General features: G+C 69.6%; 23 protein-coding genes and 1 tRNA gene. 13 read left to right on the forward strand and 11 right to left on the reverse strand.

Going from position 1 to position 24,938, the window contains the following annotated elements:
• The first annotated feature begins 240 nt into the window (after window positions 1-240).
• Window positions 241-1,395 (forward strand): S-methyl-5-thioribose-1-phosphate isomerase, encoded by a 1,155-nt coding sequence (gene mtnA, locus KQ304_RS05865; protein ID WP_259736181.1) that lies wholly within the window; start codon window positions 241-243, stop codon window positions 1,393-1,395.
• Here mtnA and corA read toward each other — a convergent pair.
• A complete protein-coding gene (corA, locus tag KQ304_RS05870) occupies window positions 1,360-2,463 on the reverse strand; it encodes a magnesium/cobalt transporter CorA (protein ID WP_259736182.1) in 1,104 nt (367 codons plus the stop codon). The genes mtnA and corA overlap by 36 nt on opposite strands.
• A 101-nt stretch (window positions 2,464-2,564) precedes the next feature.
• On the opposite strand from corA, the gene KQ304_RS05875 reads away from it, so the two are divergent.
• Window positions 2,565-4,646 (forward strand): bifunctional aldolase/short-chain dehydrogenase, encoded by a 2,082-nt coding sequence (locus KQ304_RS05875; RefSeq protein WP_259736183.1) that lies wholly within the window; start codon window positions 2,565-2,567, stop codon window positions 4,644-4,646.
• A 5-nt stretch (window positions 4,647-4,651) separates the two neighbouring features.
• Here the strand turns inward: KQ304_RS05875 and KQ304_RS05880 are convergent, their stop codons facing one another.
• Window positions 4,652-6,079 carry a sodium/glutamate symporter gene (locus KQ304_RS05880; protein WP_259736184.1) on the reverse strand — a complete coding sequence of 476 codons (1,428 nt, stop codon included), beginning with the start codon at window positions 6,077-6,079 and terminating at the stop codon, window positions 4,652-4,654.
• Entirely contained in the window at window positions 6,079-7,974 is a 1,896-nt protein-coding gene (locus KQ304_RS05885) for a prolyl oligopeptidase family serine peptidase (protein WP_259736224.1), read from the reverse strand. The genes KQ304_RS05880 and KQ304_RS05885 overlap by 1 nt, the downstream gene beginning before the upstream one ends.
• 115 nt (window positions 7,975-8,089) lie before the next feature.
• Here KQ304_RS05885 and def point away from each other — a divergent pair, with 115 nt between their 5' ends.
• Genes def through rpsU form a run of 4 tightly spaced genes read left to right on the forward strand, consistent with a single transcriptional unit; the run spans window position 8,090 to window position 9,903 of the window.
• The gene (def, locus tag KQ304_RS05890; protein WP_259736185.1) at window positions 8,090-8,695 is read left to right on the forward strand and encodes a peptide deformylase; all 606 of its coding nucleotides are present in this window, start codon (window positions 8,090-8,092) and stop codon (window positions 8,693-8,695) included.
• Between the two features lie 6 nt (window positions 8,696-8,701).
• The gene (locus KQ304_RS05895) at window positions 8,702-8,899 is read left to right on the forward strand and encodes a hypothetical protein (RefSeq protein WP_006172075.1); all 198 of its coding nucleotides are present in this window, start codon (window positions 8,702-8,704) and stop codon (window positions 8,897-8,899) included.
• Between the two features lie 58 nt (window positions 8,900-8,957).
• Window positions 8,958-9,674 carry a DUF3747 domain-containing protein gene (locus KQ304_RS05900; RefSeq protein ID WP_259736186.1) on the forward strand — a complete coding sequence of 239 codons (717 nt, stop codon included), beginning with the start codon at window positions 8,958-8,960 and terminating at the stop codon, window positions 9,672-9,674.
• Window positions 9,675-9,732: 58 nt separating this feature from the next.
• Entirely contained in the window at window positions 9,733-9,903 is a 171-nt protein-coding gene (rpsU, locus tag KQ304_RS05905; RefSeq protein ID WP_006172073.1) for a 30S ribosomal protein S21, read from the forward strand.
• Between the two features lie 10 nt (window positions 9,904-9,913).
• On the opposite strand, the gene KQ304_RS05910 is transcribed toward rpsU, so the two are convergent.
• Window positions 9,914-11,473 (reverse strand): YifB family Mg chelatase-like AAA ATPase, encoded by a 1,560-nt coding sequence (locus KQ304_RS05910; protein WP_259736187.1) that lies wholly within the window; start codon window positions 11,471-11,473, stop codon window positions 9,914-9,916.
• 79 nt (window positions 11,474-11,552) lie between these two features.
• Between KQ304_RS05910 and KQ304_RS05915 the strand changes: the two genes are divergently transcribed.
• Genes KQ304_RS05915 through KQ304_RS05925 form a run of 3 tightly spaced genes read left to right on the forward strand, consistent with a single transcriptional unit; the run spans window position 11,553 to window position 14,141 of the window.
• The gene (locus KQ304_RS05915) at window positions 11,553-11,897 is read left to right on the forward strand and encodes a histidine triad nucleotide-binding protein (RefSeq protein WP_259736225.1); all 345 of its coding nucleotides are present in this window, start codon (window positions 11,553-11,555) and stop codon (window positions 11,895-11,897) included.
• Window positions 11,898-11,937: 40 nt separating this feature from the next.
• On the forward strand, window positions 11,938-13,965 hold the full coding sequence (locus tag KQ304_RS05920; protein WP_259736188.1) for an ABC transporter ATP-binding protein/permease: 2,028 nt from the start codon (window positions 11,938-11,940) through the stop codon (window positions 13,963-13,965).
• A complete protein-coding gene (locus KQ304_RS05925; RefSeq protein WP_259736189.1) occupies window positions 13,965-14,141 on the forward strand; it encodes a chlorophyll a/b-binding protein in 177 nt (58 codons plus the stop codon). The genes KQ304_RS05920 and KQ304_RS05925 overlap by 1 nt, the downstream gene beginning before the upstream one ends.
• Window positions 14,142-14,145: 4 nt before the next feature.
• On the opposite strand, the gene KQ304_RS05930 is transcribed toward KQ304_RS05925, so the two are convergent.
• The 4 genes from KQ304_RS05930 to psbX all read right to left on the reverse strand — a co-directional run bounded on the left by KQ304_RS05930 (window position 14,146) and on the right by psbX (window position 16,444).
• Window positions 14,146-14,667, reverse strand: a complete 522-nt coding sequence (locus KQ304_RS05930; protein ID WP_259736190.1) for a hypothetical protein — start codon at window positions 14,665-14,667, stop codon at window positions 14,146-14,148.
• Window positions 14,664-15,188 (reverse strand): Tol biopolymer transporter periplasmic protein, encoded by a 525-nt coding sequence (locus tag KQ304_RS05935; protein WP_259736191.1) that lies wholly within the window; start codon window positions 15,186-15,188, stop codon window positions 14,664-14,666. Before KQ304_RS05935 ends, KQ304_RS05930 begins: the two co-directional genes overlap by 4 nt.
• A gap of 38 nt (window positions 15,189-15,226) precedes the next feature.
• Window positions 15,227-16,228, reverse strand: a complete 1,002-nt coding sequence (locus KQ304_RS05940; protein ID WP_259736192.1) for a Ycf66 family protein — start codon at window positions 16,226-16,228, stop codon at window positions 15,227-15,229.
• 93 nt (window positions 16,229-16,321) lie between these two features.
• Window positions 16,322-16,444 (reverse strand): photosystem II reaction center X protein, encoded by a 123-nt coding sequence (gene psbX, locus KQ304_RS05945; protein ID WP_259736193.1) that lies wholly within the window; start codon window positions 16,442-16,444, stop codon window positions 16,322-16,324.
• 77 nt (window positions 16,445-16,521) lie between these two features.
• Here psbX and KQ304_RS05950 point away from each other — a divergent pair, with 77 nt between their 5' ends.
• Complete coding sequence (locus KQ304_RS05950) at window positions 16,522-16,848, forward strand: YggT family protein (protein WP_259736194.1); 327 nt, start codon at window positions 16,522-16,524, stop codon at window positions 16,846-16,848.
• A gap of 39 nt (window positions 16,849-16,887) precedes the next feature.
• Here KQ304_RS05950 and accC read toward each other — a convergent pair whose 3' ends face one another.
• Window positions 16,888-18,252, reverse strand: a complete 1,365-nt coding sequence (gene accC / locus KQ304_RS05955) for an acetyl-CoA carboxylase biotin carboxylase subunit (protein WP_259736195.1) — start codon at window positions 18,250-18,252, stop codon at window positions 16,888-16,890.
• Between the two features lie 136 nt (window positions 18,253-18,388).
• Here accC and KQ304_RS05960 point away from each other — a divergent pair.
• From KQ304_RS05960 to msrB, 3 genes are all read left to right on the forward strand, one after another.
• Window positions 18,389-18,470: transfer RNA gene (locus KQ304_RS05960), tRNA-Leu, on the forward strand.
• 17 nt (window positions 18,471-18,487) lie between these two features.
• Window positions 18,488-19,771: a glycosyl transferase gene (locus KQ304_RS05965; protein WP_259736196.1), complete on the forward strand. Its 1,284-nt coding sequence runs from the start codon at window positions 18,488-18,490 to the stop codon at window positions 19,769-19,771.
• 29 nt (window positions 19,772-19,800) lie between these two features.
• Window positions 19,801-20,220 (forward strand): peptide-methionine (R)-S-oxide reductase MsrB, encoded by a 420-nt coding sequence (gene msrB, locus KQ304_RS05970; RefSeq protein ID WP_259736197.1) that lies wholly within the window; start codon window positions 19,801-19,803, stop codon window positions 20,218-20,220.
• Window positions 20,221-20,244: 24 nt separating this feature from the next.
• On the opposite strand, the gene KQ304_RS05975 is transcribed toward msrB, so the two are convergent.
• Window positions 20,245-21,258 (reverse strand): PRC-barrel domain-containing protein, encoded by a 1,014-nt coding sequence (locus KQ304_RS05975; RefSeq protein ID WP_259736198.1) that lies wholly within the window; start codon window positions 21,256-21,258, stop codon window positions 20,245-20,247.
• 65 nt (window positions 21,259-21,323) lie between these two features.
• Window positions 21,324-24,938 (reverse strand): chromosome segregation protein SMC, encoded by a 3,615-nt coding sequence (gene smc, locus KQ304_RS05980; RefSeq protein ID WP_259736199.1) that lies wholly within the window; start codon window positions 24,936-24,938, stop codon window positions 21,324-21,326.

Raw genomic sequence — 24,938 nt, forward strand, 5'->3', positions numbered from 1 at the left:
CTCACGATGCAGTCGGGTCTGGGGATCCACGGGGGATTGGATTGGTTTCGCAGCCCCAAGCTCCCATGGCTCCCCGCCCACCCAATGAGCTGAGACCCATGCTGTTGCAAGGGCTCTCAGAGATGTGTCGGTCAGTCAGGCTCGAACCAGGTGACGGGGTTGATCGGCATCGCGCGTCTTGCCGGGAAGCTGACGGGCAGTTTGTCAGCATGAACCGGTTTCCGGGCGTGGGCGGCACCAATGAACATCGACGGCAGGGCCTGGCGCACGATCTGGCTGGAGGAGGGCGGCCGCTCGGTGGGGGTGATCGATCAGACCCTTTTGCCCCACCGCTTCTCCACCCGCTCGCTCACCACCCTCGATCAGGCGGCCGAAGCGATCGCCACGATGGTGGTGCGCGGTGCACCACTGATCGGTGTCACCGGCGCCTACGGCCTGATGCTGGCCCTGCAGGTGGATCCAGGCGATGCCTCGCTGGCCGCTGCCTTTGAGCAACTCAACGCCACCCGCCCCACCGCCATCAACCTGCGCTGGGCGCTGGAGCGGGTGCGTGATCGGGTGCTGCCGCTGCCGCCCTCCGAGCGGGCCACCGCCGCCGCTGCCGCCGCCGCCGCCATCGCCGAAGACGACGTGGCCATGTGCTCGGCCATCGGTGATCACGGCCTGGCGCTCTTGCAGCGGCTGGCGGCCGAGCGGCCTCCCGAGCGACAGCACGAGCCCCTGAATGTGCTCACCCACTGCAATGCCGGCTGGCTGGCCACCGTCGACTGGGGCACTGCCCTGGCCCCCATCTACAAGGCCCACCGCGCCGGTCTGGCCATCCATGTCTGGGTGGATGAAACGCGCCCCCGCAACCAGGGCGCCAGCCTCACCGCCTTCGAGCTCGGCCGCGAGGGGGTGCCCCACACGGTGATCGTCGACAACGCCGGCGGCCACCTGATGCAGCACGGCCGCGTCGATGCGGTGATCGTCGGCACGGACCGCACCACCCGCACGGGGGATGTCTGCAACAAGATCGGCACCTACCTCAAGGCCCTTGCCGCCCACGACAACGGCGTGCCCTTCTACGTGGCCCTGCCCGCCTCCACGATCGACTGGACCCTCGCCGATGGCCTGGCCGAGATCCCGATCGAGGCCCGCTCCCCAGGCGAGGTGACCCAGATCCAGGGGCTGGCTTTGGCTGGTGCCGCCGCCGCAGAGCTGGTGACGGTGCAGCTGCCGCCCCGGGGCAGCGCCGGCTTCAACCCCGCCTTTGATGTCACCCCGGCGCGGCTAGTGACGGCCCTGATCACCGAGCGGGGCGTGGCGCCCGCCAGTGAAGCGGGCCTGCGGGGCCTCTATGGGCTGGAGGCCACCTGTTCAGAGCCATCGCCTGCGGCGAAAGTAGATCAGTAGGCCCACCCCGATCGTGAACATCACGGCCAGGGCTCCGTGGTATCCAAGACGCCAGCGCAGCTCCGGCATGTTCTCGAAATTCATGCCATACACCCCGGCGATGAACGTCAGTGGGATGAAGATCGATGAGATGATCGTGAGGGTTTTCATCACCTCATTCATGCGGTTGCTGAGGCTCGAGAGGTAGGTGTCGTGCATGCCGCCGAGGATGTCGCGGTAGGTCTCCACCATGTCGATCACCTGGATGGAGTGGTCGTAGAGATCGCGCCAGTACACCCGGGTGCTGGCGCTGAGCACGGGCGAAGCCCCTTTCTCGATCGCACTGATCAGTTCACGGCAGGGCCAGGCCGCCTTGCGCAGCGACAGCACATCGCGCTTGAGGTAGTGGATGTCCTGGATGTCATTGGGGCTGGGATCCTCAAGAATCTTGTCATCGATTTCCTCGATGCGATCACCGATCTGCTCAATGGCCCGGAAGTAGTGGTCCACCACCGTATCCATCAAGGCGTAGGCCAGGTAATCGGCGCTGAGGTGGCGGATCCGACCCTTCCCCTTCCTGATCCGCTCGCGTACTGAATCAAAGACATCCCCCTCATCTTCGAGGAAGGAGAGCACCACGTTCTGGCCCACGATCAGGCTGATGTGCTCGATGCTGATTGAGGCGCTGCTGCGCTCAAATTCCATCATTTTCATCACGACCAGCAGATAGTGATCAAATTCCTCCACCTTGGGGCGCTGGGTGGTATTCACCAAGTCCTCCAGCGTCATCGGGTGCAGGCCGAAGTGCTGGCCGAGGCTTTCGATCAAGGCCAGGTCATGGATGCCGTTGACATTGATCCAGGTCACGCTGTTGTCGGCGAGGGCCTGCTCGAAGCACTGGTTCAGATCCACATCCTTGGCTTCACTCAGCTGCTCGGCGTTGTAATCGAGGATGTCGAGCCGGGCGCGCTCGCACTTGCGCTCGCCCACGAACACCATCGTTCCCGGCGCCAGTCCGGCCTTGATGCCACGGCCCACCGTGCGCGCCCTGCGGCGCCGAATGGACCTGCTGCTGTTGGATCTCCCCATCGCCGCGCTGGCAGCTGCCGGCCCCAGAGGGCTCGATGCTGGCACGGTTTGGCCGCGGCGCCCTTCCCTAGCCTCCTGGCCATTCGCCGCCATTCCGCCGGATGCCGAGTCAGAACCGCTGGTCGCAGGCCGATGCCGAGGCCGCCGTGGCCCGCTATGGCGCCGCAGGCATCAGCCAGGACCTGGCCCTGCGCACCTACAGCGCTCGCCTGCTGGGCGCCGACCCCGATCTGGTGCTGCATGGCGGTGGCAACACCTCGGTGAAAACCACGGTCACGGGCCTGCTGGGGGAGACCATCCCGGTGCTGTGCGTCAAGGGCAGCGGCTGGGACCTGGCCACGATCGAACCTCCGGGCCACCCGGCCGTGCGCCTGGAGCCCCTGCAGGCCCTGCGGGTGCTGGAGCGCCTCAGCGACGAGGACATGGTGGCCGCCCAGCGCTGCAACCTGATCGACCCCGCCGCCCCCAACCCGTCGGTGGAGGCCCTCCTCCACGCTTTTCTGCCCCACAAATTCGTCGATCACACCCACTCGATCGCCCTGCTGGCCCTGGCCGATCAGCCCGAGGCCGCAGCGCTCTGCCGCGAGGTCTATGGCGATCGCGTCGCTCTCGTTCCCTATGTGATGCCTGGTTTCGCCCTGGCCCTGGCGGCGGCTGAGGCCTATGAGGCGGCCGAGCAGCGGGCCCGGGCCGCCGGCGTGGAGCTCGAAGGCATGGTGCTGCTGCAGCACGGGCTCTTCTCCTTCGGCTCCACGGCCGAGCAGAGCTACGGGCGGATGCTGGCCCTGGTGGGCGCAGCCGAACAGCGCCTGGCCCGGGTGAGCGCCCGCAGCCAGCCACGGCCCCTGTCGGAGCCTCCCATCCCCGCGGCGGCTGTGCTGCCGGTGCTGCGCGGCCTGCTCAGCCGGGCCGCCGAGGCCGAAGCGGCCCCCCGCCGCTGGTTGCTCGATCTGCGCACCTCAGAGCCAGCCCTGGCGGTGGTCAATGATCAGCGCCTGGCCACCTGGGCCAGCCGTGGTGTGGCCACCCCCGACCACGTGATCCGCACCAAGGCCCAGCCCCTGGTGTTGCCGCCCGCCTCCACTGATCTGGCCAGCTGGTCGGCCGCCGCCGCCACGGCGCTGGAGGGGTTTATCGCCGCCTACAAGGCCTATCTGGCACGCCAGAACGCTCGAGTGGGCGGCGGTCGCACACCGCTGGATCCGCTGCCGCGGGTGCTGGCACTGCCCGGCCTCGGGCTGGTGGGCCTCGGCCGCTCCGCCCAGGAGGCCGCTGTCACCGCCGACATCGCCGAGGCCTGGGCCCGCACCCTGCTGGCGGCTGAGGCCCTGGGCCGCTTCCAGCCCGTCGGCGAGGACGACACCTTCGAGATGGAGTACTGGAGCCTGGAGCAGGCCAAGCTCGGCAAGGCCAGGGACCTGCCCCTGGCTCGCCAGGTGGTGCTGGTGACCGGCGGCGCCGGCGCCATCGGCGCGGCCACCGCCCGCGCCTTCGCCCAGCGCGGCGCCGATGTGGCGGTGCTCGATCGCCTGGCGGAGCCGGCCCAGGCGGTGGCCGCCAGCTGCGGCCGCCGCGCCCTGGGTCTGGCCTGCGATCTCACCGATCCCCAGGCGGTGCGTCAGGCCCTCTCGGCGGTGGCGGCTCACTTCGGTGGCCTCGACATCGTCGTCAGCAATGCCGGTGCCGCCTGGAGTGGTGCGATCGCCGAGCTCAGCGATGCCGACCTGCGCGCCAGCTTCGAGCTCAACTTCTTCGCCCACCAGAGCGTCGCCCAGGCGGCGATGGCCCTGTTCCGCGCCCAGGGCCTGGGTGGTCAGCTGCTGTTCAACGTCAGCAAGCAGGCGCTCAACCCCGGCCCCGGTTTCGGTGCCTACGGCATCGCCAAGGCGGCCCTGCTGGCCCTGATGCGTCAGTACGCCCTTGAGGGCGGCGGCGAAGGGGTGCGCGCCAATGCCATCAATGCCGATCGCATCCGCTCCGGCCTGCTTGATCAGGGCATGATCCAGAAACGCTCCGCCGCCCGGGGGGTCAGCGAGGAGGCCTACATGGCCGGCAATCTGCTGGGCGAAGAGGTGCGGGCCAGTGACGTGGCCGAGGCCTTTGTGGCCCTGGCCCAGCTGGAGCGCACCACCGGCGCGGTGCTCACCGTGGATGGGGGCAATGTGGCGGCGATGGTGCGCTGATGGCCTCAGGCGGCCGATCGCGAGCCGGCCATCAGGGCCAGCCCCAGGCCTCCCCAGAGCAACACCAGCGCCAGGCAGAGACCGGTCCAGGCCGGCAGCCCCCAGCTGCTCACCGCCAGCGGCGCCACCACCGTGATCACCCCGCCGGCCACGATCGGCTGCAGCAGCAGTTGCTTGATGGAAAACGGCTGCAGGGCCTCGCTGCGATCCAGGGGATCAGCCATGCGCAGCAGCAGCAGACCGCTGGCCGCCACGCCTGTGGCCTGGCCGAACTCGATGATCGCCCGCTCGAACCAGGCCGAGGGCAGGATGCGCGGGGCCAGCAGCAGCACCACCCCCAGATTCCAGGCCAGGCCGGCCAGGGCCAGGGTCGTGAGCGACACCCAGTCGTGGGCCAGCAGGGTCAGATCGAGGCAGGCCGTGGCTGCGGTGATCAGCAGATCGGCCGACACCGTGCCCAGACGGTTCTGCACCCGGGTCGAGACCCAGTGGTCCTTGCCGGATCGCTCCAGCAGCCAGCGCACCAGCAGAGACCCCACCAGGGCCAGGGGGAAGACCGGGAACACATCGATCACCATCGCCAGCCCACCGCCCACGTGGTCGGCCACCAGTCGCAGGCCGGCCAGGGCCACCACGCCGATGGCCACCGCGATCCCCGTCAGGGCCAGGTTCAGGGCCAGGGCCGGAAACCTCAGCTCCGGCGGTGGCGGCAGCGGCAACATGGCCTGGACCGGGGCGCCGTCGTCTGGCTCCGCTGGGGCACTGCGCTCCGTCTCAGGTGGGTTCTCCACGCCTGAGGCGATCGTGGAGCCCCCCATCAGCCAGCCCCGGCTGCGGGCCAGCAGCACCACCAGCCCCCCCACCACCGTGGAGATCAGCAGCCCCACCGTGGCCATGGCCAGACCCAGGGCCTCACCGCCTTCAAAACCCAGGCTGGAGTAGCTGGCGCCCATGGCGGCGGCCGAACCGTGGCCGCCCTCGTAGGCCACCTCGATCAGACAGGCCATCAGCGGATGGACCCCCAGCAGCGGTTGCAGCACCAGCAGCACCACCAGGCCACCCACCATGTATTGGCCGAAGGCCAGGGTGAGGGCCAGCAGCACCTGCGCCGAGAGCGGCCGCCACAGCCCGGCCAGCTTTGGCAGGGGTTTGGCCAGCAGCAATGTGGCGAACACCAGGGTCAGCAGCACCATCGGCAGCTGCTCCCAGATGTCGATCACTGGTTGGCTGAGCAGGGGCAGCAGCCCCACCGGCGCCACCATCAGGCCCAGCACCCCGGCCAGCAGGGCTTCGGGAATGCCCCAGTGGCGCAGACCGAGCACATCGCCGAGGCTGCGGCCCACCACCAGCACCAGGCCCAGGGCCACCAGCGCCACCGCCGGGGTTTCGACGGCCTCCACCAGAATCCTGACGCTGACGGGGATGAAGGGCATCAAAGGGCGAGGTGCTGACGGAAGAAGGTTTCCGTGGACTCCAGTACCTCAATCTGCACGGCGCCATTGCGGAATCCATGCCCTTCAGCGGTAAAACGATGCAGCTCCACCGGAATCCGCTGGGCGGTGAGCGCCGCCACGATCCGCTCGGTCTGCTCCGGGGGCACCACCCGATCCTGAAGACCCTGAAAAAAGATCACCGGGCAGCGGATCTGTTCGGCATGGCGCAGGGGCGAGCGGGCCTCGTAGGTGGCACGCTCCTGCGGCCATGGCCCCACCAGGCCGTCGAGGTAGCGGGCTTCGAAGCGGTGGCTGCTGCTGGCCAGGCCGCTGAGGTCGGCCACGGCGTAGCGGCAGGCACCCACACGGAAGGTGTCGCTGAAGCAGAGCGCGGCCAGCACGGTGAACCCTCCGGCGCTGCCCCCCTCGATCGCGATCCGCTCGGGGCTGGCGCGGCCTGCCGCCACCAGGGCCCTGGCCGCCGCGGCGCAGTCGACCACGTCCACCACACCCCAGAGCCCGTCGAGCCGTTCGCGGTAGGCCCGCCCGAAGCCCGTGGAGCCGCCGTAGTTCACATCCACCACGCCCCAGCCGCGGCTGGTCCAGAACTGGATCGCGGGGTTGAGGCCGGTGCGGGCCATGGCCGTGGGGCCGCTGTGGCCCTTCACCAGCAGCGGCGCTGCGGGGCTGCCTCCATCCTGCGGGGGGTAGTACCAGGCGTGGGTGGGGCGGCCGCCGTAGCCCTCGAACCAGAGCGCCTCAGCCACGCGGCCGCCCGACGCCTGCTGGGCCGGGGTTGCCTGCAGCCCAGCGGCCACCTGGTGCCGCCAGCGGCCGCTGACCAGATCCAGGCTGAGCAGACCCGCTTCGGTGCTGCCGCTGGCGGCCACGGCCACCAGCTGGCCGTCCTCGGCCCAGAGCCCCTCGAGATCATCGAAGGGGCAGTCCATCGGCTGCCAGCTCGCCGGAGCCTGCTCGGCCTCGCCAGCTGAGCCAGCGGTGCCAGGCAGCACGCGGCCCAGCTGCCAGCGGCCTTCGACGCAGGCGGCGGCCACCAGCTGGTGGCCGTCCCAGGCCGTGGTGCGCATCCCGTACACCCACTGCGGCATGGCGAACTCGGCCTCCATCGGCAGCAGGGGCTGCCAGGCCCCCGGGCCAGTGGTCCGCAGCCGCTCCAGGTTCCACCAGCCGTTGCGGTCGTTGGCCACCACCAGGTCCCCGCTGGCCAGCCACAGGGGCTGGAAGACCGAGCAGGCCTCCGGCTGCCCCGCGGCGCCGGAGCCGGCGACCAGTCGCGGCGGGCCCAGGTGGCCTTCGGGCTCCACGTCCGCCAGCCAGAGCTGGCTGCGGTCCCAGGGCATGTGCGGCTGCTGCCATTCCACCCAGGCCAGCTGGGCGCCATCGGGGCTGAGCGCGGCGTAGCCACAGAAATCGAGGGCTCGGCGCAGCAGCAGCGGCCCGCCCCCCTCCAGCGGCACAGCCACCAGCTGATCAACGGCGCCGGCCTCCATCACCCCGATCCAGCGCTGCCGCCGTGCATCGATCAGCCCGTCGGCGAAGTCCCGCTCCCCCGGCTCGGTGAGCCGCATCGGCGCCTCCCCGGGTCGGTCGGTCTCCAGCCGCCAGAGGCAGCGATCGCCATCGTTCACCACCACCACCCGCTCCCCGCCGCCGGGCCTGGCGGCCCCCCGCTCCACCGCCACCACGCCGCCGCCGTAGTCATGGACGCGGCTGCGCAGGTTCCAGTCGCCGGGGGTGAGCTCGATGGCGCCGGCTGTGGGCGCGGGCCTCAGCATCAAGGTGGTGCGCCCCTGCTCGGCGGGACGCTGCTCCAGCCAGAACAGCCGGCCACGGTGCAGCTGCGGTTCCTTGATCCGGGGTGTGTGTCCCACCACCGCCGCCGCCGCCAGGGGCCGGGCCCAGCTGGCGGCCGGATCCCCGCCTGCACCCCGGGCTGAACCGTGCTCCACCAGCGGCTCCTACAATCTGACCATCGTTTCAGGTGACGCTTTGGCCAGCAGCTTCGCCAAAATGGCCCGCCAGGCGGAGCAGACCAGCCGCACGGTCCAGGTGCCCAAGGAGGTGCTTGAGTCCCCGCCGCTCACGATCCACACGCTGGGCGATCAGGTGCTGCGCCAGCCCGCCAAGCGCATCAGCAAGGTGGACGACTCGGTGCGCGAACTGGCTCGCGACATGCTGCGCAGCATGTACAGCGCCCACGGCATCGGCCTGGCGGCACCCCAGGTGGGCGTGCACAAACAACTGCTGGTGATCGACCTCGATCCCGAAAATCCGGCCACGCCACCGATGGTGCTTGTGAACCCGGAGCTGAACGGCACCAGCGCCGCGCTCAACACCTACGAGGAGGGCTGCCTGAGCATTCCTGGTGTTTATCTCTCCGTGGTGCGCCCGAGCGAGGCGGAGGTCAGCTACCGCGATGAGCAGGGCCGTCCGCGCCGCCTCAAAGCCGATGGCCTGCTGGCCCGTTGCATCCTGCACGAGATGGACCACCTTAAAGGGGTGCTCTTCGTTGACCTGGTCGGTGATGAGCTCAGCCTCAACGAGGAGCTCAAGGATCACGGCTTCCGCCGTGATGATGTCCACTCCCAGCGCTGATTCCCCATGCCGATGCAACCCCTCGCCGGGGTCTTTCTCGGGCTGGCCTGCCTGCTCGGCATCGCCGCCACCGGCTCGGTCTTTGAGCTCTCCTACGGCGAGCCCGACCTGGGGGTGCTCACCACCCGACTGATTCTGGCGGCCTGTCTGCCGGGCACGGTGATCAGCCTGTTGGTCGCAATTCGTCTCAACAAGGCCAGTTGAGTGGCCTGGCGTCCCTGGATCGCACTTCTACGATCGGGCTCCATTGCTCCCTTCAACGATGCGTCTCGCGCCACTGCCGCCCGTCTTGAAAACGCTCCGCACGCTGGTGCCCTCCCTGCCGGTGCTCCTTGGCCTCGGAGCCTTCGGACCCGCTGAGGCCCAGGCCGCTCTCTTCAACGCCCTGGAACTCGATCAGTCGAAGTTCGTGCTGGTGGCGGCACCGATCGGCGACGGCCTGCGGGCCCAGCTGAACATCTACGAGCAGGTGAGCGACCGCCGCCCGTGCTTCTCCACCAGCGGCTCGTCCCCGGCCCGGGTGGAGCCCCTGCTGGGCAGTTTCGACTTCACCGGGATCTGCTCGCGTTACCTCGATGCCAACGGCTACTCCCTGCGGGTGGGCGGCAGTGATCTGGGCACCGTCTACCGGCTGAGCGTGGTGCGCCAGGGCAGTGACAACATCCTGCTGGCCGCTCCGGGCCGCAACCAGGGGGGGCCTGAGATGGTGGTGGCCCGCACCCAGGGCCACAGCGATGGCTTCCTGCAGTTGGTGCCCGAGCCCGGCTGGAGACTGATGCGCCGTCAATTCGGCACCCGTGCCCTCGGCCACGTCTATCTCTACCGGGACACCTGGCCTGGCCAGGAGGCCAACCAGCCGGAGGCGGCCCTGCCAGGCACCAGCGATCCCGCCCCCGGCTCCCAGTGGCCTGATGCCGTAGCCCCTGCGTCCCTGGTTCCACCGCCGGTCGTCCCTGCCAGCGCCCAACCCAGGCCCTGATCAGGCCCCGCTGGGTCGATTGCTACATTGACGTTCAACTAGCCCCACTGCGTGGTTCATGACCCAGGTCACCGTCGGCGAAAACGAAGGCATCGAATCGGCCCTGCGCCGCTTCAAGCGGCAGGTGTCCAAAGCCGGCATCTTCGCCGACCTCAAGCGCCTGCGTCACCACGAGACGCCCACCGAGAAGTACAAGCGCAAGGCCCAGCAGCGCCGTCGCCGTCGTTGATCGGCTTCGCTCAGCTCTGGTGCTCTCGGCAGATCTGGTCGAAGGAGCGGTAGGTGAGGGCCTCGGCCAGATGCTGAGGCCCCACGGCGCCGGTTTCCTCCAGATCAGCCAGGGTGAGGGCCACCCGTAACAGCCGTTCGCCGCCCCTGGCACTCAGGCTGCGTTGGCTGATGGCCTTCTGCCACAGCTGCAGCGATCCGGCTTTGAACTTCACCAGCTTTCTGAGGCTTGAGCCCGGCAGCTGTCCATTGGGTCTGCCACCTGGATTGCGCTGCGCCATTCTCTGCCGTGCCTGCAGCACCCTGGCGGCCACCACCGCTGAGCACTCGGGCTGCTGTGCCGGCCCCTGGGCTGATTCAGCCCCCAGGCCGTAGCTGCGCGCCAGAGCGCCGGGCTCCAGGCGGCCCATCACCACCTGCAGATCGAGGCGATCGAGCAGGGGACCCGAGAGCCGTGACCAGTAGCGGCGCTGCAGCGCTTCGCCGCAACCGCAGGGACGCTCTGGATCGCCGAACCAGCCGCAGGGACAGGGGTTTGTGGCGGCCACCAGGGCTGCCCGGCAGGGGAAGCGGCTCTGCTGCCTGGAGCGGCTGATCCACACCTCTCCTTCCTCCAGGGGTTGGCGCAGCTGCTCCAGCACCTCACGGCGAAACTCCGCCAGCTCATCGAGGAAGAGCACGCCGTGGTGGGCCAGTGACAGTTCTCCCGGCCTGGGCATGACGCCGCCTCCCACCAGGGCCGTGGCCGTGCAGCTGTGGTGGGGCGCCCGGAAGGGCCGCGAACCGATCAGGGCCCCACCGTCGCTCAGCAGCCCGGCCACGGAATAGAGCTGGGTGAGCTCCAGGGCCTCCTGGCGGGGCAGGGGCGGCAGCAGGCCCGCCAGCCGCCGCGCCAGCATGGTTTTGCCGCTGCCCGGTGGACCCACCAGCAGCAGGTGATGGCCGCCGGCTGCGGCGATCTCCAGGGCCCGGCGCCCGTGGGCCTGACCGATCACCTCGGCCAGATCGGGCTGGGCGGCCCCAGCCCGCGCCCGCGCAGGTGCCGGGGCCGGAATCCCCTCTGGGTCCGCCAGCCAGCCCATCAGCTGCCCCAGATCAGCCGCCGGCCACACCGCCAGCCCCGACACCAGCGCCGCCTCGCCGGCATTGGCCCGGGGCACCACCAGCGCCCTGGCCCCGCCCCGCTGGGCGGCCAGAGCCAGGGCCATCACTCCGCGCACCGGCCGCAGGCTGCCATCGAGGCCCAGCTCGGCGGCGCTCCAGATCCCCGCCATGCGCTCGGGTGCCAGCTGGCCCGAGGCCAGCAGCAGCCCCAGGGCGATCGGCAGATCAAAGGCCGGCCCCTCCTTGCGCAGATCCGCTGGGGCCAGGCTCACAATCACCCGGGTGAGGGGCACGCGGAACCCGCTGTTGCGCAGGGCCGCCCGCACCCGCTCGCGGGCCTCACGCGCGGCCGCCTCCGCCAGACCGACGATCTGAAGGCCCGGCAGGCCGGGGGCGATATCCACCTCCACCGCCACCTCCCTGGCTTCCAGGCCCTGCAGGGTGGCGCTGCTGCAGCGTGCCAACATCGGCGCTCGGGCGGCTTACACCCAGTCAGTGCCCTGCCTGTCCCATCCCCATCCGTTGCCGGGTTCCGGCGGAGGCGCCATGGCCGAGAGCGACACGATCTTCGCGCGCATCCTGCGGGGTGAGATCCCCTGCGATCAGGTCCATGCCGACGACCTCTGCCTGGCCTTCCGCGACATCCAGCCCCAGGCGCCGGTGCATGTGCTGGTGATCCCGCGCGAGCCCCTGGTGAACCTCACTGACGCCGAGCCCCGTCACCAGCTCCTGCTGGGGCATCTGCTGCTGGTGGCGGCCCAGGTGGCGAAGCAGGAGGGCCTGGTGGGATGGCGCACGGTGATCAACAACGGCGCAGAGGCGGGCCAGACGGTCTTTCACCTGCACGTGCATGTGATCGGTGGCCGTCCCCTGCTCTGGCCTCCCGGCTGACGCCCGCCAGCGGCGACAATGGGCTGACCCGCAACCGTTCATGAGTCCCCTGAAGGCCCTTCGCGAGCAGTTGGCCAAGCTGCAGCGCCTGGCCCAGCCCTACTTCCTGCCCCTTGACGAGGGGAGTCGCGGCAGCGGCCAGTTCTTGCTGCTGGTGATCGCCCTGCTGGCGGTGGTGGTGGGACTCACCTTGGTGCTGCTCACCGGGACGGTGGCCGCCACGGGTGCCTGGATCCCCGAGCTGCGCAACCGCTTCCTGCCCGGGGTCCCTGAGCAGGTGGCGGCGATCTGGAACGGACCGATCGGCGCGGTCGTGATGGTGTTGTTCGTCGCCGGCCTCGCCTGCTTCGTGGCCCTGCGCAGCAAGCTGCGCCAGGGACGCTGGCTGCCCTGGGTGCTGCTCGGGGTGATCGCCCTGCTGATCCTGGTGATCAATGGCATCAACGTAGGCATCAGCTACATCGCCCGGAACATCGACAATGTTCTGGTGGCCTACAAGGAGGAGGAGTTCTGGAAGATCGTTGCGATCTATGCCTTCTGTCTGGTGCTGGCCCTGCCGATCCGTGCCATCCAGAGCTATCTGATCCCCAAGCTGGGCCTCATGTGGCGGGAATGGCTGAGTGGCCGCATGCTGGGCCGCTACCTCACGAACCGGGCCTACTACGTTCTCAATCCCAACGACGAAAGCATTGAGGAGATTGACAACCCGGACCAGCGGATCTCCCAGGACGCGGCGAGTTTCACGGCCACCAGCCTGAGCGTAACGGTGGAAATCATCGCCGCCTTGCTCACCTTCTTCAGTTTCATCATCGTTCTCTGGAGCATCAACCAGACCCTGGCTCTCTGGCTGCTGGCCTATTCGGTGGGCGGCACAGCTCTGATCGTGTTCGCCAGCCGCAAGCTGGTGAACCTGAACTATCAGCAACTCAAGCTGGAAGCCGATTTTCGTTACGGCCTCGTCCACATCCGCGACAATGCCGAATCGATCGCCTTCTACCGCGGGGAGCGCCAGGAGCAGAAGGAGGGCGAACGCCGCCTCGACGGGGTGATCGTCAATTACAACCGGCTGATCATCTGGGAAGCCCTGATCCAGGTGATCCAGCGCTCCTACGACTACTTTTCCCGCTTCCTGCCCTGGTTGGTGATCGCGCCGATCTATTTCGCCAAGCAGGTGGATTTCGGCGTCTTCGGTCAGGCCAGCATCGCCTTCTCCCAGGTGCTGTTCTCGGTCAGCTACATCGTCAACAACATCGACCGGCTGGCCGCCTTCTCCGCCTCCATCAGCCGTCTCGAGGGTTTCCAGGGCAAGGTGGAGGCGATCAGTGCCGAGATGGCCGAGTTCATGGCCGCCGAGCAGGCCTCCGCCGGAGGGGCCATGGGTGCCGCCGCCGCGGCCGTCCGTCCCGAGTCGATTTTGGTGAGCCACGTTGATCTGGTGCCACCCCGCACCAGCCGCATGCTGGTGCGCGATCTCAGCCTGGAAGTGACGGCCCACCAGCGTCTCCTGGTGGTGGGCCCGTCGGGCTGCGGCAAAACATCATTCCTGCGGCTCGTCAGTGGGCTCTGGCCGCCGGCCGCAGGCCATGTGCAGCGCCCGCCGGTCGGCGAGCTGATGTTCATTCCCCAGAAGCCCTACATGCTGCTGGGCAGCCTGCGGGAGCAGCTCTGCTACCCCCAGCCCGCCGATCGCTTCAGTGACGGCCAGCTGCGCCATGTGCTCGAGGAGGTGCGCCTGCCGGATCTGGTGCGCCGCTACCCCGATCTGGACATCAAACAGGACTGGCCTCGTTTGCTGTCGCTCGGCGAGCAGCAGCGCCTGGCCTTCGCCCGGCTGCTGCTCAACTCCCCCCGCTTCGTGGTCCTCGACGAGGCCACCAGCGCCCTTGACGTGGCCACCGAAAAGGCCCTGTACGACCTGCTGGTGGAGCGCGAGATGGCCTTCGTGAGCGTCGGTCACAGGCCCACCCTGGTGGCCTTCCACGACACCGTGCTCGAGCTCGACGGCCAGGGCGGCTGGCGGCTGCTCCCAGCCAGCGGCTATGACTTTGGTCGCAACAGTGAGACCTGATGACATCTCCAGTTCCCTCCACCAGTGCCACCACCTCCGATGTGCCGGCCTTCGGCTGGAGCGGCTACGCGGAGCGGGTGAATGGGCGCTTTGCCATGCTCGGCTTTGCCGCCGTGCTGCTGATCGAGGCCCTCAGCGGCGACACCTTCCTGCACTGGGCGGGTCTGGTGCCCTGAGGCTTCAGGGCAGCTCGATCAGATCCACCTGCCAGAGCCCGCCGCGGCTGACCTGCACCGCCAGCACACGGCCGTCGGCGGCCAGCTGCAGCTGGCGGGGCACCCCGGGTGGATCCAGGGGCAGGGGCTGCAGGCTTTGCCTGCTGCGGCTGTAGAGCGCCAGTTCGGTGCGGCCGTCGCGCTGACGAATCAAAGCGATCCGCTCGCCGCTGGCATCGACACTGACGTTCAGGGTCTGGGCATCGGGCCGGTTCAGCCCCGGCAGGGGAACGGGCCGGTTCAGCTCCAGGTCGATCAGCTCCACCCGCTCCCGCCCGTCGCGGCCGCTGACCAGAGCCAGCCAGCGGCCGCTCAGGGACGGATCGCGGCTGCTGCCGTTCTGCTCCAGCCGTTGGTTGATGGCCGGCAGGGGCCGCAGGGGAGTGGCCGCACAGGCTGTGAGCAGGCCTGTGGCCAGCAGGAGCAGGGTTGCGCCCAGCGCGCCCAGCGCGCCCAGCGGCAGTGGGATTCGCTCTGAGGCTGTCATGGCCTGGCTCCGGCTGGGGTGCGCAGCAGCGCCCCGGCGGGCGGATCCACCTCCAGCACCCCCCCCAGCTCGAACACCTCCACCCGCCAGCGCCCGGCGGCCACCAGTTCCAGGGCCAGCCGCTGGCCATCGGGGGCCAGCGTCAGCCGCACCGGTTCGCGTCCGCCGGGCAGCGGCAAGGGCAGTAGCCGGTTGGTGAGGCGATCCTCGATCACCGCCTGGCGTCTGGCGCCCCGCTGCACGATCACGGCCAGGTAACGGCCTCTCCAGCTCAGGGATGGGGAGCTGTGGGGCTGCCAGCGGCTGAGGTGGCGCAAGGGCAACACCCGGCCAGTGCTGCGCTCCTGCAGCAGCACAGTGGCGCGCCCCTGGCGTTCGATGACGCTGGCCAGCAGGCGACCATCACCGCTGAGGGCTGGATCCTGTCGGCTGAGGTTGGCTGCCCAGCCAGCGGCGGGAGCAGGCCGGGACCGTCGAGCCCAGGGCAGGGAACAACCCCCCAGAGCCATGGCCAAGGCCATGGCCGTCGCCGCCAGGGAGGCGGCCTTCGGCGGGGTGATCAGCTGTCGAAACGGGAGCTGTTGTCCCTGGGCCGGTTGCTGGAGGGGGTGGGCCGCAGGGGAGTGAAATCGGCGTCGCTCACGGGGACGACAGGACTGCCAGCGGGGGGTTTGGCGCTGGAGCTGGCACCGGCTGGAGCGGCCGCTGCGGCTGGACTGTTGCTGGGGTTGGTGTTGGAGCGGCCGCGGATGGGGGTGCCCATGGGAACGCCAGGGGGAGGCCCGGAAGCCTGATCCGAGGCTCCGGCAGGGCCTGGTCGACGGCTGGAGCGCGGCATCGTCTCGGAGCTGGGTACCGGCCGGCTGCCGCGACGTGGTTCAACCCCGCTGTCGCGCTCCCGACGGCGGGAGCCGAAGGCCGGGCCGGAGGCTGGAGCGCCGGCTGAGGAATAACTGGCTGACGAAGGGCCGGAGGCCATGGCACCGCGGGAGGCGTAGGTCTCGGGTTCCGGGCGGGGGCTGGATTCGTCCTGCGCCCGCCAGCTGTCCTCAGGTCCCGAGCGTCGGCTGGCGGCCCGCTCGGGGATGGCCGGCCTGGCGGCCTCGCGGCGGGGCCTGTAGAAGCTGGGATCTTCCTCGGGTTCCTCGCTGAGGGGGGAGCGGATCCGCCTCCTCAGGGGCTGGGGCTCCTCGAAACGCTCCACGTCGTCATCCCAGCCGGTACGGCCGCCAACCCTGGGCCTGGCGGGCAGGGGCTCGTCGTCGTCGAAGTAGGAAGAGCGCCGCGCCTGCTCGGTGGTGACGCCTCGCAGGCGCACGCTTTCGTAGGCGAAGAAGACGGTGGTGCCTGCCAGGAGGAACTGGCCGAACTGAAGGATCGGATCGAGCCTCCAGCCCTGGAAGAAGAGAATCCCGCCGCAGAGCAGGCCAACGGCCGCAAAGAAGACGTCATAGTCGCGGGCGAGGGCTGGCTTGAAGCTCCTCATGAAATAGAGGAACGCACCACCGACGGCCAACACGATGCCGACGATGCTGGCCCAGTTCAGGCTGGCATTGACCACGTCTGAAACCTCAGGCGAACGACTTGGTCCGTTCGCCAGGGGTGAACGGCTGCACCCACTTTAGGCACGTGAGCCGGCAGAACCAGGGTCCGCTCAGAGCTTGCGGTCCACCTGGTCGCTCTGGCTGATCAGCACCAGAGCGATGCTGACTGGGATCACCACAATCATCGCCCCGTAGACGAGGCTGCTGAGAAAGTTGGAAAGGGAAGGGGTCATGGCGCCATGAGGTCCGGCTGGGATCTTAGGCAGAGGCGTCCACTTCCTACGATGGGACCACCGCTGCTTACCGCTTTGTGACGGCCGATTCCCTCCTGGCCTCTGCCCTGCCGTTGCTGCACACCGTTTTGGCCCTGGCCCTGGCGGCCTGGACCCTGCTCTTTCTGTTTCGCATCGTGCTCACCTGGTATCCGCAGGTGGACCTCAACCGTGGCGCGATGCGGCTGATCGGTTGGCCCACCGAGGGGTTGCTGCGCCTCAGCCGCCAACTGATACCCGCCATCGGCGGTGTCGACGTGACCCCGGTGATCTGGGTGGGGCTGATCAGCCTGCTGCGGGAGCTGGTGGTGGGTCAGCAGGGCCTGCTCACCCAGGTGATGCGCCAGAGCCAGTCGCTGGCCTGATCGAGGGCTCAGGCCAGAGGCCGTCGCTTCGAGGCTGAGTCAGGCCCGGGGTTCCGCTGGCGGCAGCATCTCCTGCTCCACGAACTTGGTGTGCACATCGCCGCGCTGGAACTCGGGCCGATCCAGCAGCGCCAGGTGGAAGTCGATCGTGGTGGGGATGCCTGTGATCGCACATTCGCTCAGGGCCCGGCGCATGCGCCTCAGGGCTGCCTCGCGATCGAGCCCCCAGACGATCAGCTTGCCGATCAGTGAGTCGTAGAAGGGGGGGATCTCGTAGCCCGTGTACACGTGGCTGTCGACCCGCACCCCTGGACCCCCCGGGGGCAGCCAGCCGGTGATCCGGCCCGGGGCCGGCCGGAAATTCTGCTGGGGGTCTTCGGCGTTGATGCGGCATTCGATCGCATGGCCCCGCAGCTGCACGTCCTCCTGGCGCATGCTCAGGGGCTCGCCGCCGGCGATGCGCAGCTGCTCGGCGATCAGATCAAACCCGGTGACCATCTCGGTGACGGGATGCTCCACCTGGATGCGGGTGTTCATCTCCATGAAATAGAAGCTGCCGCTGCGATCGACCAGGAACTCGACGGTGCCGGCGCCTTCGTAGGTGATGCTGCGGGCCGCGGCGATCGCCGCTTCGCCCATGCGCCGGCGCAGCTCCGGATCCAGGGCCGGGCTGGGGGCTTCCTCCAGCAGCTTCTGGTGGCGGCGCTGGATCGAGCAGTCGCGCTCACCGAGGTGCACCACGTTGCCGTGGCGGTCGGCCAGGATCTGCACCTCGACGTGGCGGGGCCGGTCGATGAACTTCTCCATGTAGAGGCCAGGGTTACCGAAGGCCGCTTCCGCTTCCCCCTGGGCGGCTTTGAACAGCCCTTCGAGCTGCTCGGGCTCCTGCACCAGACGCATGCCCCGCCCGCCACCGCCGGCCGTGGCTTTGATCATCACCGGGAAGCCCATGTCTGCCGCCAGCACCGAGGCTTCCTGGGCGTTCTCCAGCAGACCCTCACTGCCGGGAATGGTGGGGACGCCCACCCGCTGCATGGTGGTCTTGGCGGTGGATTTGTCCCCCATGGCCCGGATCGCCTCGGGGGAGGGACCGACGAAGGTGAGGCCGTGGGCGGCGCAGATTTCGGCGAAGCGGTCGTTCTCGGCCAGAAAGCCATAGCCGGGATGGATCGCATCGGCGCCGCGGGAGATCGCCGCGGCAATGATGTTGGGAATATTGAGGTAACTCTTGCTGCTCGGGGCTTCGCCCACGCAGACCGCCTCATCAGCCAGCTGCACGTGCAGGGCGTTGCGATCGACCGTGCTGTAGACCGCCACGGTGCTGATGCCCAGTTCTCGGCAGCTGCGCAGGATGCGGAGGGAGATCTCGCCACGGTTGGCGATCAGCAGCTTGCCGATGGGCATCCGTGGAGGGTCCAGGCCGCTGCGGACTGTATCAGTGCTGACCCTTGGGACCTACGGCCGGCGCAGGGCAGCGGAGGGCGGGACGGTTGATGGGTATATTGACGAGCCGAAGGGAGTCCAGACTCCTGACGGCCACGCGGATGTGGTGGAATTGGTAGACACGCACGTTTGAGGGGCGTGTGGCTTCGGCCTTGCGAGTTCAAGTCTCGCCATCCGCATTTCTCTTCCCCACAATTTGAGAGAGCCGCCGCTGAGCCGCACGCCCACCACAGCGATCGTGCTGGTGTGCAACGGTCCCGGCGAGCTCACCACCTGGGTGCGGCCCTTGGCCCAGCGTCTGCATCGGCAGCTGGAACTTCAGCCCGTTGTGCCGGGGGCGGCCTGCTCCCTGGAGCTGGTGCTGGTGCCCTGCCCCAACGCCACCGGCAGCGAAGCCCGGGTGGCCCGCGACCTCGGTCTCTTCTCGCGCATCGTGCCCGCCCGCCGCTTCTGGGATCTGCTGCTGCGGCCCCGGCGCCATGGACCCTGGCCGGCCCAGGGGGTGGTGGTGTTCCTGGGGGGAGATCAGTTCTGGACCGTGCTGCTCTCGGCGCGCCTCGGTTACCGCCACCTCACCTATGCCGAGTGGGTGGCCCGCTGGCCGCGCTGGAACGACCGCATCGCCGCCATGGGGCCCCAGGCCGCCACCCGCTTGCCGTCCCGCTGGCGTCAGCGCTGCACCGTGGTGGGCGATCTGATGGCCGATCTCTCCGAGGAGGCGCGGGCTGAGGCTCCTCTGCCCGAGGGGGAATGGGTGGCTCTGCTGCCCGGCTCGAAACGGGCCAAATTGCAGGTGGGCGTTCCCTTCCTGCTCGACACCGCCGATCGTCTCGCCCACCTGCGGCCCGGTTGCCGCTTCCTGCTGCCAGTGGCGCCCACCACCAGCGTGGCCGACCTGCTGGCCTACGGAGGCCCTGGCAACCCGATTCAGCACCACTACAGCGCTCAGCCGCCCCGGCTGCTGGAGCCGGAGCCGGGCAGCGGCCAGCGCTGGCTGATCAGCGGCGCTGGCACCCCCATCCTCCTGTTCGAGCAGCATCCGGCCCACGGCCCGCTCAGCCAGTGCGCCCTGGCCCTCACCACCGTGGGGGCGAACACGGCTGAGCTCGGGGCCCTCGGCGTGCCGATGATCGTGCTGGTGCCCACCCAGCATCTGCAGGTGATGCAGGCCTGGGATGGCTGGCTCGGTCTGCTGGCGCGGCTGCCGCTGCTGCGTTGGTTGCTGGGGCTGGCGCTGACGGCCTGGCGCATGCGCCAGCGGGGGTTCCTGGCCTGGCCGAACATCTCGGCGGGCCGCGCCGTGGTGCCTGAGCGGGTGGGGGCGATCACGCCGGCGGAGATCGCCGCCGAGGCCAACGAGTGGCTGGCCCATCCCGAGCGGCTGCGGGGCCAGCGCGACGACCTGCGCAGCCTGCGGGGTCAGCCCGGGGCCGTGGCGGCCCTGGCGGCGATGGTGCAGGAGCTTCTGCCCGCTGCCTAAATTGATCGCAGCAGTCCCTTTCTTGCCCCATGGCCAGCTCCGACACGGCCGGCGCCACGCCAGTCCCCTCTTCTGATGCCGACTGGCGCGAGCGGCTGACGCCCGAGCAATACCAGGTGGCCCGTGGGGGCGGCACCGAGCGGGCCTTCACCGGCACCTACTGGAACACCAAGCAGGAGGGCCGCTACGACTGCATCTGCTGCGGGTCGCCCCTGTTCGGCTCCAGCGCCAAGTTCGATTCCGGCACCGGCTGGCCCAGCTTCTGGGACGGACTGGATCCGGCCGCGATCACCACCATTGAGGACCGCAGCCATGGCATGGTGCGCACGGAGATCCGCTGCGCCAACTGCGAGGCGCACCTGGGCCACCTCTTCCACGACGGTCCCGGTCCCACGGGCCTCCGCTACTGCGTCAACTCGGCCTCGCTGGATTTCAAGCCGGCGGAGTGAGGCCAGGCCGGTCGATCCCGCGGTTCACCAGGGATCGGAGAAGCGTTCCTCATTCGTGCGGGGCCGCGCCGGTGGTTCATCCAGCACCTCCGGTTCGGGCTGCTGCCGCTCCCGGTAGGGCTCGGGCTCCACATCAAGGGGCTGGCCCTGGTCGCCACTGGAGCGCAGCGGCGCCTGGCGGGGTTGCTGCGGCAGGGGGTTGCGGCGGCGAGGCTCGTCGTCGAACTCGTCCTCGTCGAGGTAGCGGCGCTGGCGCAGGGGTTCCTGCCGCCGACGCTCCAGCTCCACGTACTCCAGTTCCTCCTGCTCCTCCACCTGCACGGCCCGGCTGGAGGCGGGCTGGATCCGGCGCTGCTCCTGGACGCTGGGCTGGCCGGAAGCCAGCTGGTTCTCCACCGGCACCATGGTCTGGCGGAAGCGATCGCGCTCCTCCTGCTCCCAGCTGGGGCCGCCGATGCCCAGTTTCTCGAGCAGGCCGCTGCCCAGCTGCTTGAGTTTTTCCTCAGCGCCCTCGTAGACGATGATCCGATCGGGACCGCTGCTGATGATCTCCTCGACGCTCAGTTCCCAGGTGCTCAGCACCCCTTCGCCCAGCAGGGGCACCCCGAGGGCCCCCAGCACCAGGGTGGTGAGCTCACCGGTTTCGATGTCGAAGCTGAAGCCCAGCACCCGGCCCAGCTGCTCGCCCGATTCGCTGATCACCTGGCAATTGATCACCTTGCTGTAGCGCTCGGGGTTGAACCCCTCCGCCAGGGAATCGGCGGAATCCACCAGCACCACATCGCCCACCTGGCGGATCCGGTCGAGCGGCATCCAGCGGGGCAGGCCCGGCAGGAAGCGGGTGAGGGGGTTGTCGCGCAGGCCGAGCGCCACCACTTCGCGGCGGTCGATGTCGACCACCACTTCGCCCACCACCCCCAGCCGGCGGCCGGTGTCGCGGGTGATCACCTGGGTTCCCATCAGCTCGGAGCGCAGCCAGAGCCTGTCGCTCGGGGCGGCGCCGGAAGGGTCGGCGGAGGGAGGGAAGGAAGAGGTCAAAGGCCAGATCCCGGGCGGGTGTCGGCGAGGTGGACGGTTGGATCATTGTGACCCACCGCACCGGTTCAGGCGGCGGTGGGCATCCCGACCACCTGGGTGTGGGCACCGCGGGCCTGGGTCACCCCCACCGTGCGGGTGGCGGCGGCGATCATCGGCCGGCGGTGGCTGACCACCAGGAACTGGGCCTGGTGGGCCTGGCTGGCGATCAGGGCGGCCAGCCGCTCCACATTCACCCCATCGAGGAAGCTGTCGACCTCATCGAGGGCATAGAAGGGGGAGGGACGGAAGCGCTGCAGGGCGAACAGGAAGCTCAGGGCCGTCAGTGATTTCTCTCCACCCGACATCGAAGCCAGCCGGCGCACGGTCTTGCCCTTGGGGTGGGCCACCAGGGTGAGCCCACCTTCGAGAGGCTGAGCCTCGTTCTCCAGCTGCAGGTGCCCCTCGCCTTCGGAGAGCCCGGCGAAGATCGTGCGGAAGTGGCCATCCACGGCGTGGAAGGCCTCCAGGAACGCCTCCTGGCGCAGGGTGGCCACGGTTTCGATGCGCAGCAGCAGCTCCTCCCGCTCGCTGGAGAGCACCTCCAGCCGGCCGGCCAGTTCGGCCAGGCGCTGCTCCAGCTGCTCCAGCTCCTCCAGGGCCAGCATGTTCACCGGCTCCAGGGCCTCCATGCGCTGTTGCAGCCGCTGCAACTCCTGCTGCAGGGTCTCCAGCCCCGCTGCGCGCAGTTCCTCGGGGATCTCCGGCAGGGGGTCGGGCAGGGCCCGCTCCATCGCCTCCAGCCGCAGGGCCAGGGCCCGCTCCTGCTCGCCGAGCGCCAGGCGCTCTTCTCCCAGCCGCTGCAGCTCCCACCGGCGTTGCTGCAGGGCCTGCCGTTGCTGGGCCACCTGGGCTTCGGCGGCATCGCGGCTGCGGCGGCGCTCACCGAAGCGTTCCTGCAACTGCTGCTGCTGCCCTTCCAGTTCATGGCGCCGCTCCTGGCCCAGGCGTTCCTGCTCCCGCCGCTGGCGGTGCTCTTCGGTCAGGCTGAGCACGGCCTGCTGCAGCCGCGTCTCCTCCAGGGCGAGCGCTTCGAGCTGATCGCCCAGACGGGTGAGGCTCAAGCTGCGTTCCCGCTGGGCCAGCAGCAGGCTGTCCCGCTGCTGACGGGCCGCGGCCAGCCGCTGATCAGCCACCTCCAGATCCTGCTGCAGGCCCTGCCAGCGGGCGCTGTCACCCGACGCCTGGGCCTCGGCCTCGGCCAGCTCCAGAGCGGCCACCTCCTGCAGCAGGGGTCCCAGCTCGCGCTCCAGCTGCTGGCTGCGCTGGCGGCCACTCTCCAGGCCGGCCTGGGTGTGGCTGAGCCGTTGCTGGAGCTGCTCCAGCCGTTGCAGCTGGGGCCCCAGGGCCCGCTCTGCCGCCGCCCGCTCCGCCGTCAGGCCAGCCCGGCGTTGCTGGCTCTCCTGCAGCGCCGGGCGCAGCTGCTCCAGCTGGCGGCCCAGGTCGGCTTCGCGGCGACGGCAGACCACCAGGCTCTCCCCCAGCTCGAGCAGCCGGCGGCGCTGGGGCTCCGCCTCGTCCTGCTCCCCGGCCCGCCCGAAACTGAGCTGGCCGGAGCGCTGCTGCAGGCTGCCGCCGGTCATGGCGCCACTGCGCTCCAGCAGTTCCCCCTCCAGGGTGACGGCCCGGCAACGGCCCAGCTCACGGCGGGCGCTGGCCAGGTCTTCGAACACCAGGGTGTCGCCGAAGACATGGCGGAACACCTCGGTGTAGACGGGCTCGAAGCGCAGCAGCTCGACGGCACGGCCCACCAGCCCGCCTGGGCCTGGGCGGCCTGCCCCGCCACCCCTCTCCAGGGCGGCGCTGCTGCCACCACCATGGCCACCACCGCGGATCTTGTTGAGCGGCAGGAAGGTGAGGCGGCCGGCACGGCGGCTCTTGAGCAGCTCGATCGCCTGGGAGGCGATGCGGTCGTCGTCGACCACCACCTGGGCCAGGCGGCCGCCGGCGGCCACTTCCAGGGCCACCCGGAAGCGCTCCTCCACTTCAGCGAGCTGAGCCACGGGGCCGTGCAGCCCGCCCAGGCCCGATTCCAGCAGCAGGCGCAGGGCACCGGTGCCGCGGCTCTCCTGGAGGGTGTCGCGGCGGCTTTCGATCCGGGCGATCTCTCGCTCCAGCTGGGTCTGCTCCTGCTCCAGGCGGCTGCGGGTGCGTTGCTGCAGGGCCAGGGCTTCGGCCAGCTGCTGGGCCTGGCGCTGTTGCTGCTCCACCCGGGTCTGCACGGCCTCGCCTTCGGCCAGCAGCTCCTGGAGCCGCCCCTGCTGTTCCTGGTCGGCGCTGCCGCCACTGGCCAGCTCCGCCTCCAGCTCCACCAGGCGCTCCTCGGCCTGGCGCAGCCTCTCGCTGAGCTGCTGCTGTTCCGCGAGCAGCGGTGCCACCGCCTGCTGCAGCTCCTGACGCCGCTGGCTGCGGCGCTTCTGCTCCTCCAGCCAGGTGCCCGAGCGGCCCGCCACCTCCCCCAGCCGCCGGCGGGAGAGTTCCACCGCCCCCTCGGCGCTGAGGCAGGTCTGCTCCGCCGCCGCCAGGGCGCCGGCGTGCCGCTCATCGGCGCTGAGCTCCTGGCGCTGGCGCTGCAGTTCGGCGTGCTGACCCTGCAACTGCTGGCGCTGGCCCTGCAGGGCCTCCGCCTGCTGCTGTTGTCGCTCCGCCTGGCGCTTGAGCTCGCGGGCGCTGGTCTCGAGCCCGGCCAGTTCCGCCTGCACCACCAGCAGGCTGTCTTCTCCAAGGGCCTTGACCTCCGCCTGCAGCAGGGCCAGAGCGGCGCTGGCCTGCTCCAGAGCTGTTTCGGCGGCGGCGAGGGTCGTGCGGTCGCTCTGTTCCTGGGCCTCCAGCGCCTGCTGGCGCCGGCGCAGGGCCCCCAGCTGGCTGCCGGCCTGCTCGTGGGCGAGCACCTGCTCCTGCAGGCGGCCCAGCTGCTGACGCTGACGCAGGTCCTGGTAAGTGCGGGCCTTTGCGCAGTCGCGCTCCAGCCGCTGGCGGGCCCCCAGCAGTTCCTGCTCCACGATCCGGCAGCGTTCCTGGCGCTCCTGCACCTCATCGAGCTTGGCCCGGGTCTGGTCGATGCGGGAATCGAACAGGGCAACTCCGGCCAGTTCATCGATCAGACCGCGGCGGTCACGGGCGCCCATCGAGACGATCCGGGTCACATCCCCCTGCATGACCACGTTGCTGCCTTCCGGGTCCACCCGCAGGCGCCGCAGCTGGCTCTGCAGTTGCTGCAGGTTGCAGGGCACTCCATCGGCGCTGTAGGTGCTGCTGTAGGTGCCGCCGGGAGCCAGCCGCAGCCGCCTGCTCACCGTCCATTCCTTCTGTCCTGTCTGGATCCAGGGCCCCTCCGCCGGGGGCTCGAGGCCGGCTTCGGCCGGATCGGGCTGCCAATCGCTGAGATCGAAGCGCACACTCACCACCGTTTCGGCGGCTTTGCCCTGGCGCACCGTGGCGCTGTTGATCAGATCGGGCAGCCGCTCGGCGCGCATGCCACGGCTGCTGGCCAGGCCCAGACAGAACAGCACCGCATCAAGGATGTTGCTCTTGCCCGAGCCGTTCGGGCCGGTGATGACGGTGAAAGATGGCTCCAGTCGGATCGCCATCGCTCCACCGAACGACTTGAACTGAGCGAGTTCGACCTGATTGATGTAAACCAA

The sequence above is a fragment of the Synechococcus sp. CS-1329 genome, from assembly GCF_025128055.1.
GTDB lineage: Bacteria > Cyanobacteriota > Cyanobacteriia > PCC-6307 > Cyanobiaceae > Regnicoccus_A.

What these genes read in the sequence shown, in the direction of transcription:
- mtnA (WP_259736181.1), top strand. Translation starts at nt 241, where the DNA reads ATGAACATCGACGGCAGGGCCTGGCGCACGATCTGGCTGGAGGAGGGC.
- corA (WP_259736182.1), bottom strand. Translation starts at nt 2,463, where the DNA reads ATGGGGAGATCCAACAGCAGCAGGTCCATTCGGCGCCGCAGGGCGCGC.
- KQ304_RS05875 (WP_259736183.1), top strand. Translation starts at nt 2,565, where the DNA reads ATGCCGAGTCAGAACCGCTGGTCGCAGGCCGATGCCGAGGCCGCCGTG.
- KQ304_RS05880 (WP_259736184.1), bottom strand. Translation starts at nt 6,079, where the DNA reads ATGCCCTTCATCCCCGTCAGCGTCAGGATTCTGGTGGAGGCCGTCGAA.
- KQ304_RS05895 (WP_006172075.1), top strand. Translation starts at nt 8,702, where the DNA reads ATGCCGATGCAACCCCTCGCCGGGGTCTTTCTCGGGCTGGCCTGCCTG.
- KQ304_RS05900 (WP_259736186.1), top strand. Translation starts at nt 8,958, where the DNA reads ATGCGTCTCGCGCCACTGCCGCCCGTCTTGAAAACGCTCCGCACGCTG.
- rpsU (WP_006172073.1), top strand. Translation starts at nt 9,733, where the DNA reads ATGACCCAGGTCACCGTCGGCGAAAACGAAGGCATCGAATCGGCCCTG.
- KQ304_RS05910 (WP_259736187.1), bottom strand. Translation starts at nt 11,473, where the DNA reads ATGTTGGCACGCTGCAGCAGCGCCACCCTGCAGGGCCTGGAAGCCAGG.
- KQ304_RS05915 (WP_259736225.1), top strand. Translation starts at nt 11,553, where the DNA reads ATGGCCGAGAGCGACACGATCTTCGCGCGCATCCTGCGGGGTGAGATC.
- KQ304_RS05920 (WP_259736188.1), top strand. Translation starts at nt 11,938, where the DNA reads ATGAGTCCCCTGAAGGCCCTTCGCGAGCAGTTGGCCAAGCTGCAGCGC.
- KQ304_RS05925 (WP_259736189.1), top strand. Translation starts at nt 13,965, where the DNA reads ATGACATCTCCAGTTCCCTCCACCAGTGCCACCACCTCCGATGTGCCG.
- KQ304_RS05930 (WP_259736190.1), bottom strand. Translation starts at nt 14,667, where the DNA reads ATGACAGCCTCAGAGCGAATCCCACTGCCGCTGGGCGCGCTGGGCGCG.
- KQ304_RS05935 (WP_259736191.1), bottom strand. Translation starts at nt 15,188, where the DNA reads ATGGCCTTGGCCATGGCTCTGGGGGGTTGTTCCCTGCCCTGGGCTCGA.
- psbX (WP_259736193.1), bottom strand. Translation starts at nt 16,444, where the DNA reads ATGACCCCTTCCCTTTCCAACTTTCTCAGCAGCCTCGTCTACGGGGCG.
- accC (WP_259736195.1), bottom strand. Translation starts at nt 18,252, where the DNA reads ATGCCCATCGGCAAGCTGCTGATCGCCAACCGTGGCGAGATCTCCCTC.
- msrB (WP_259736197.1), top strand. Translation starts at nt 19,801, where the DNA reads ATGGCCAGCTCCGACACGGCCGGCGCCACGCCAGTCCCCTCTTCTGAT.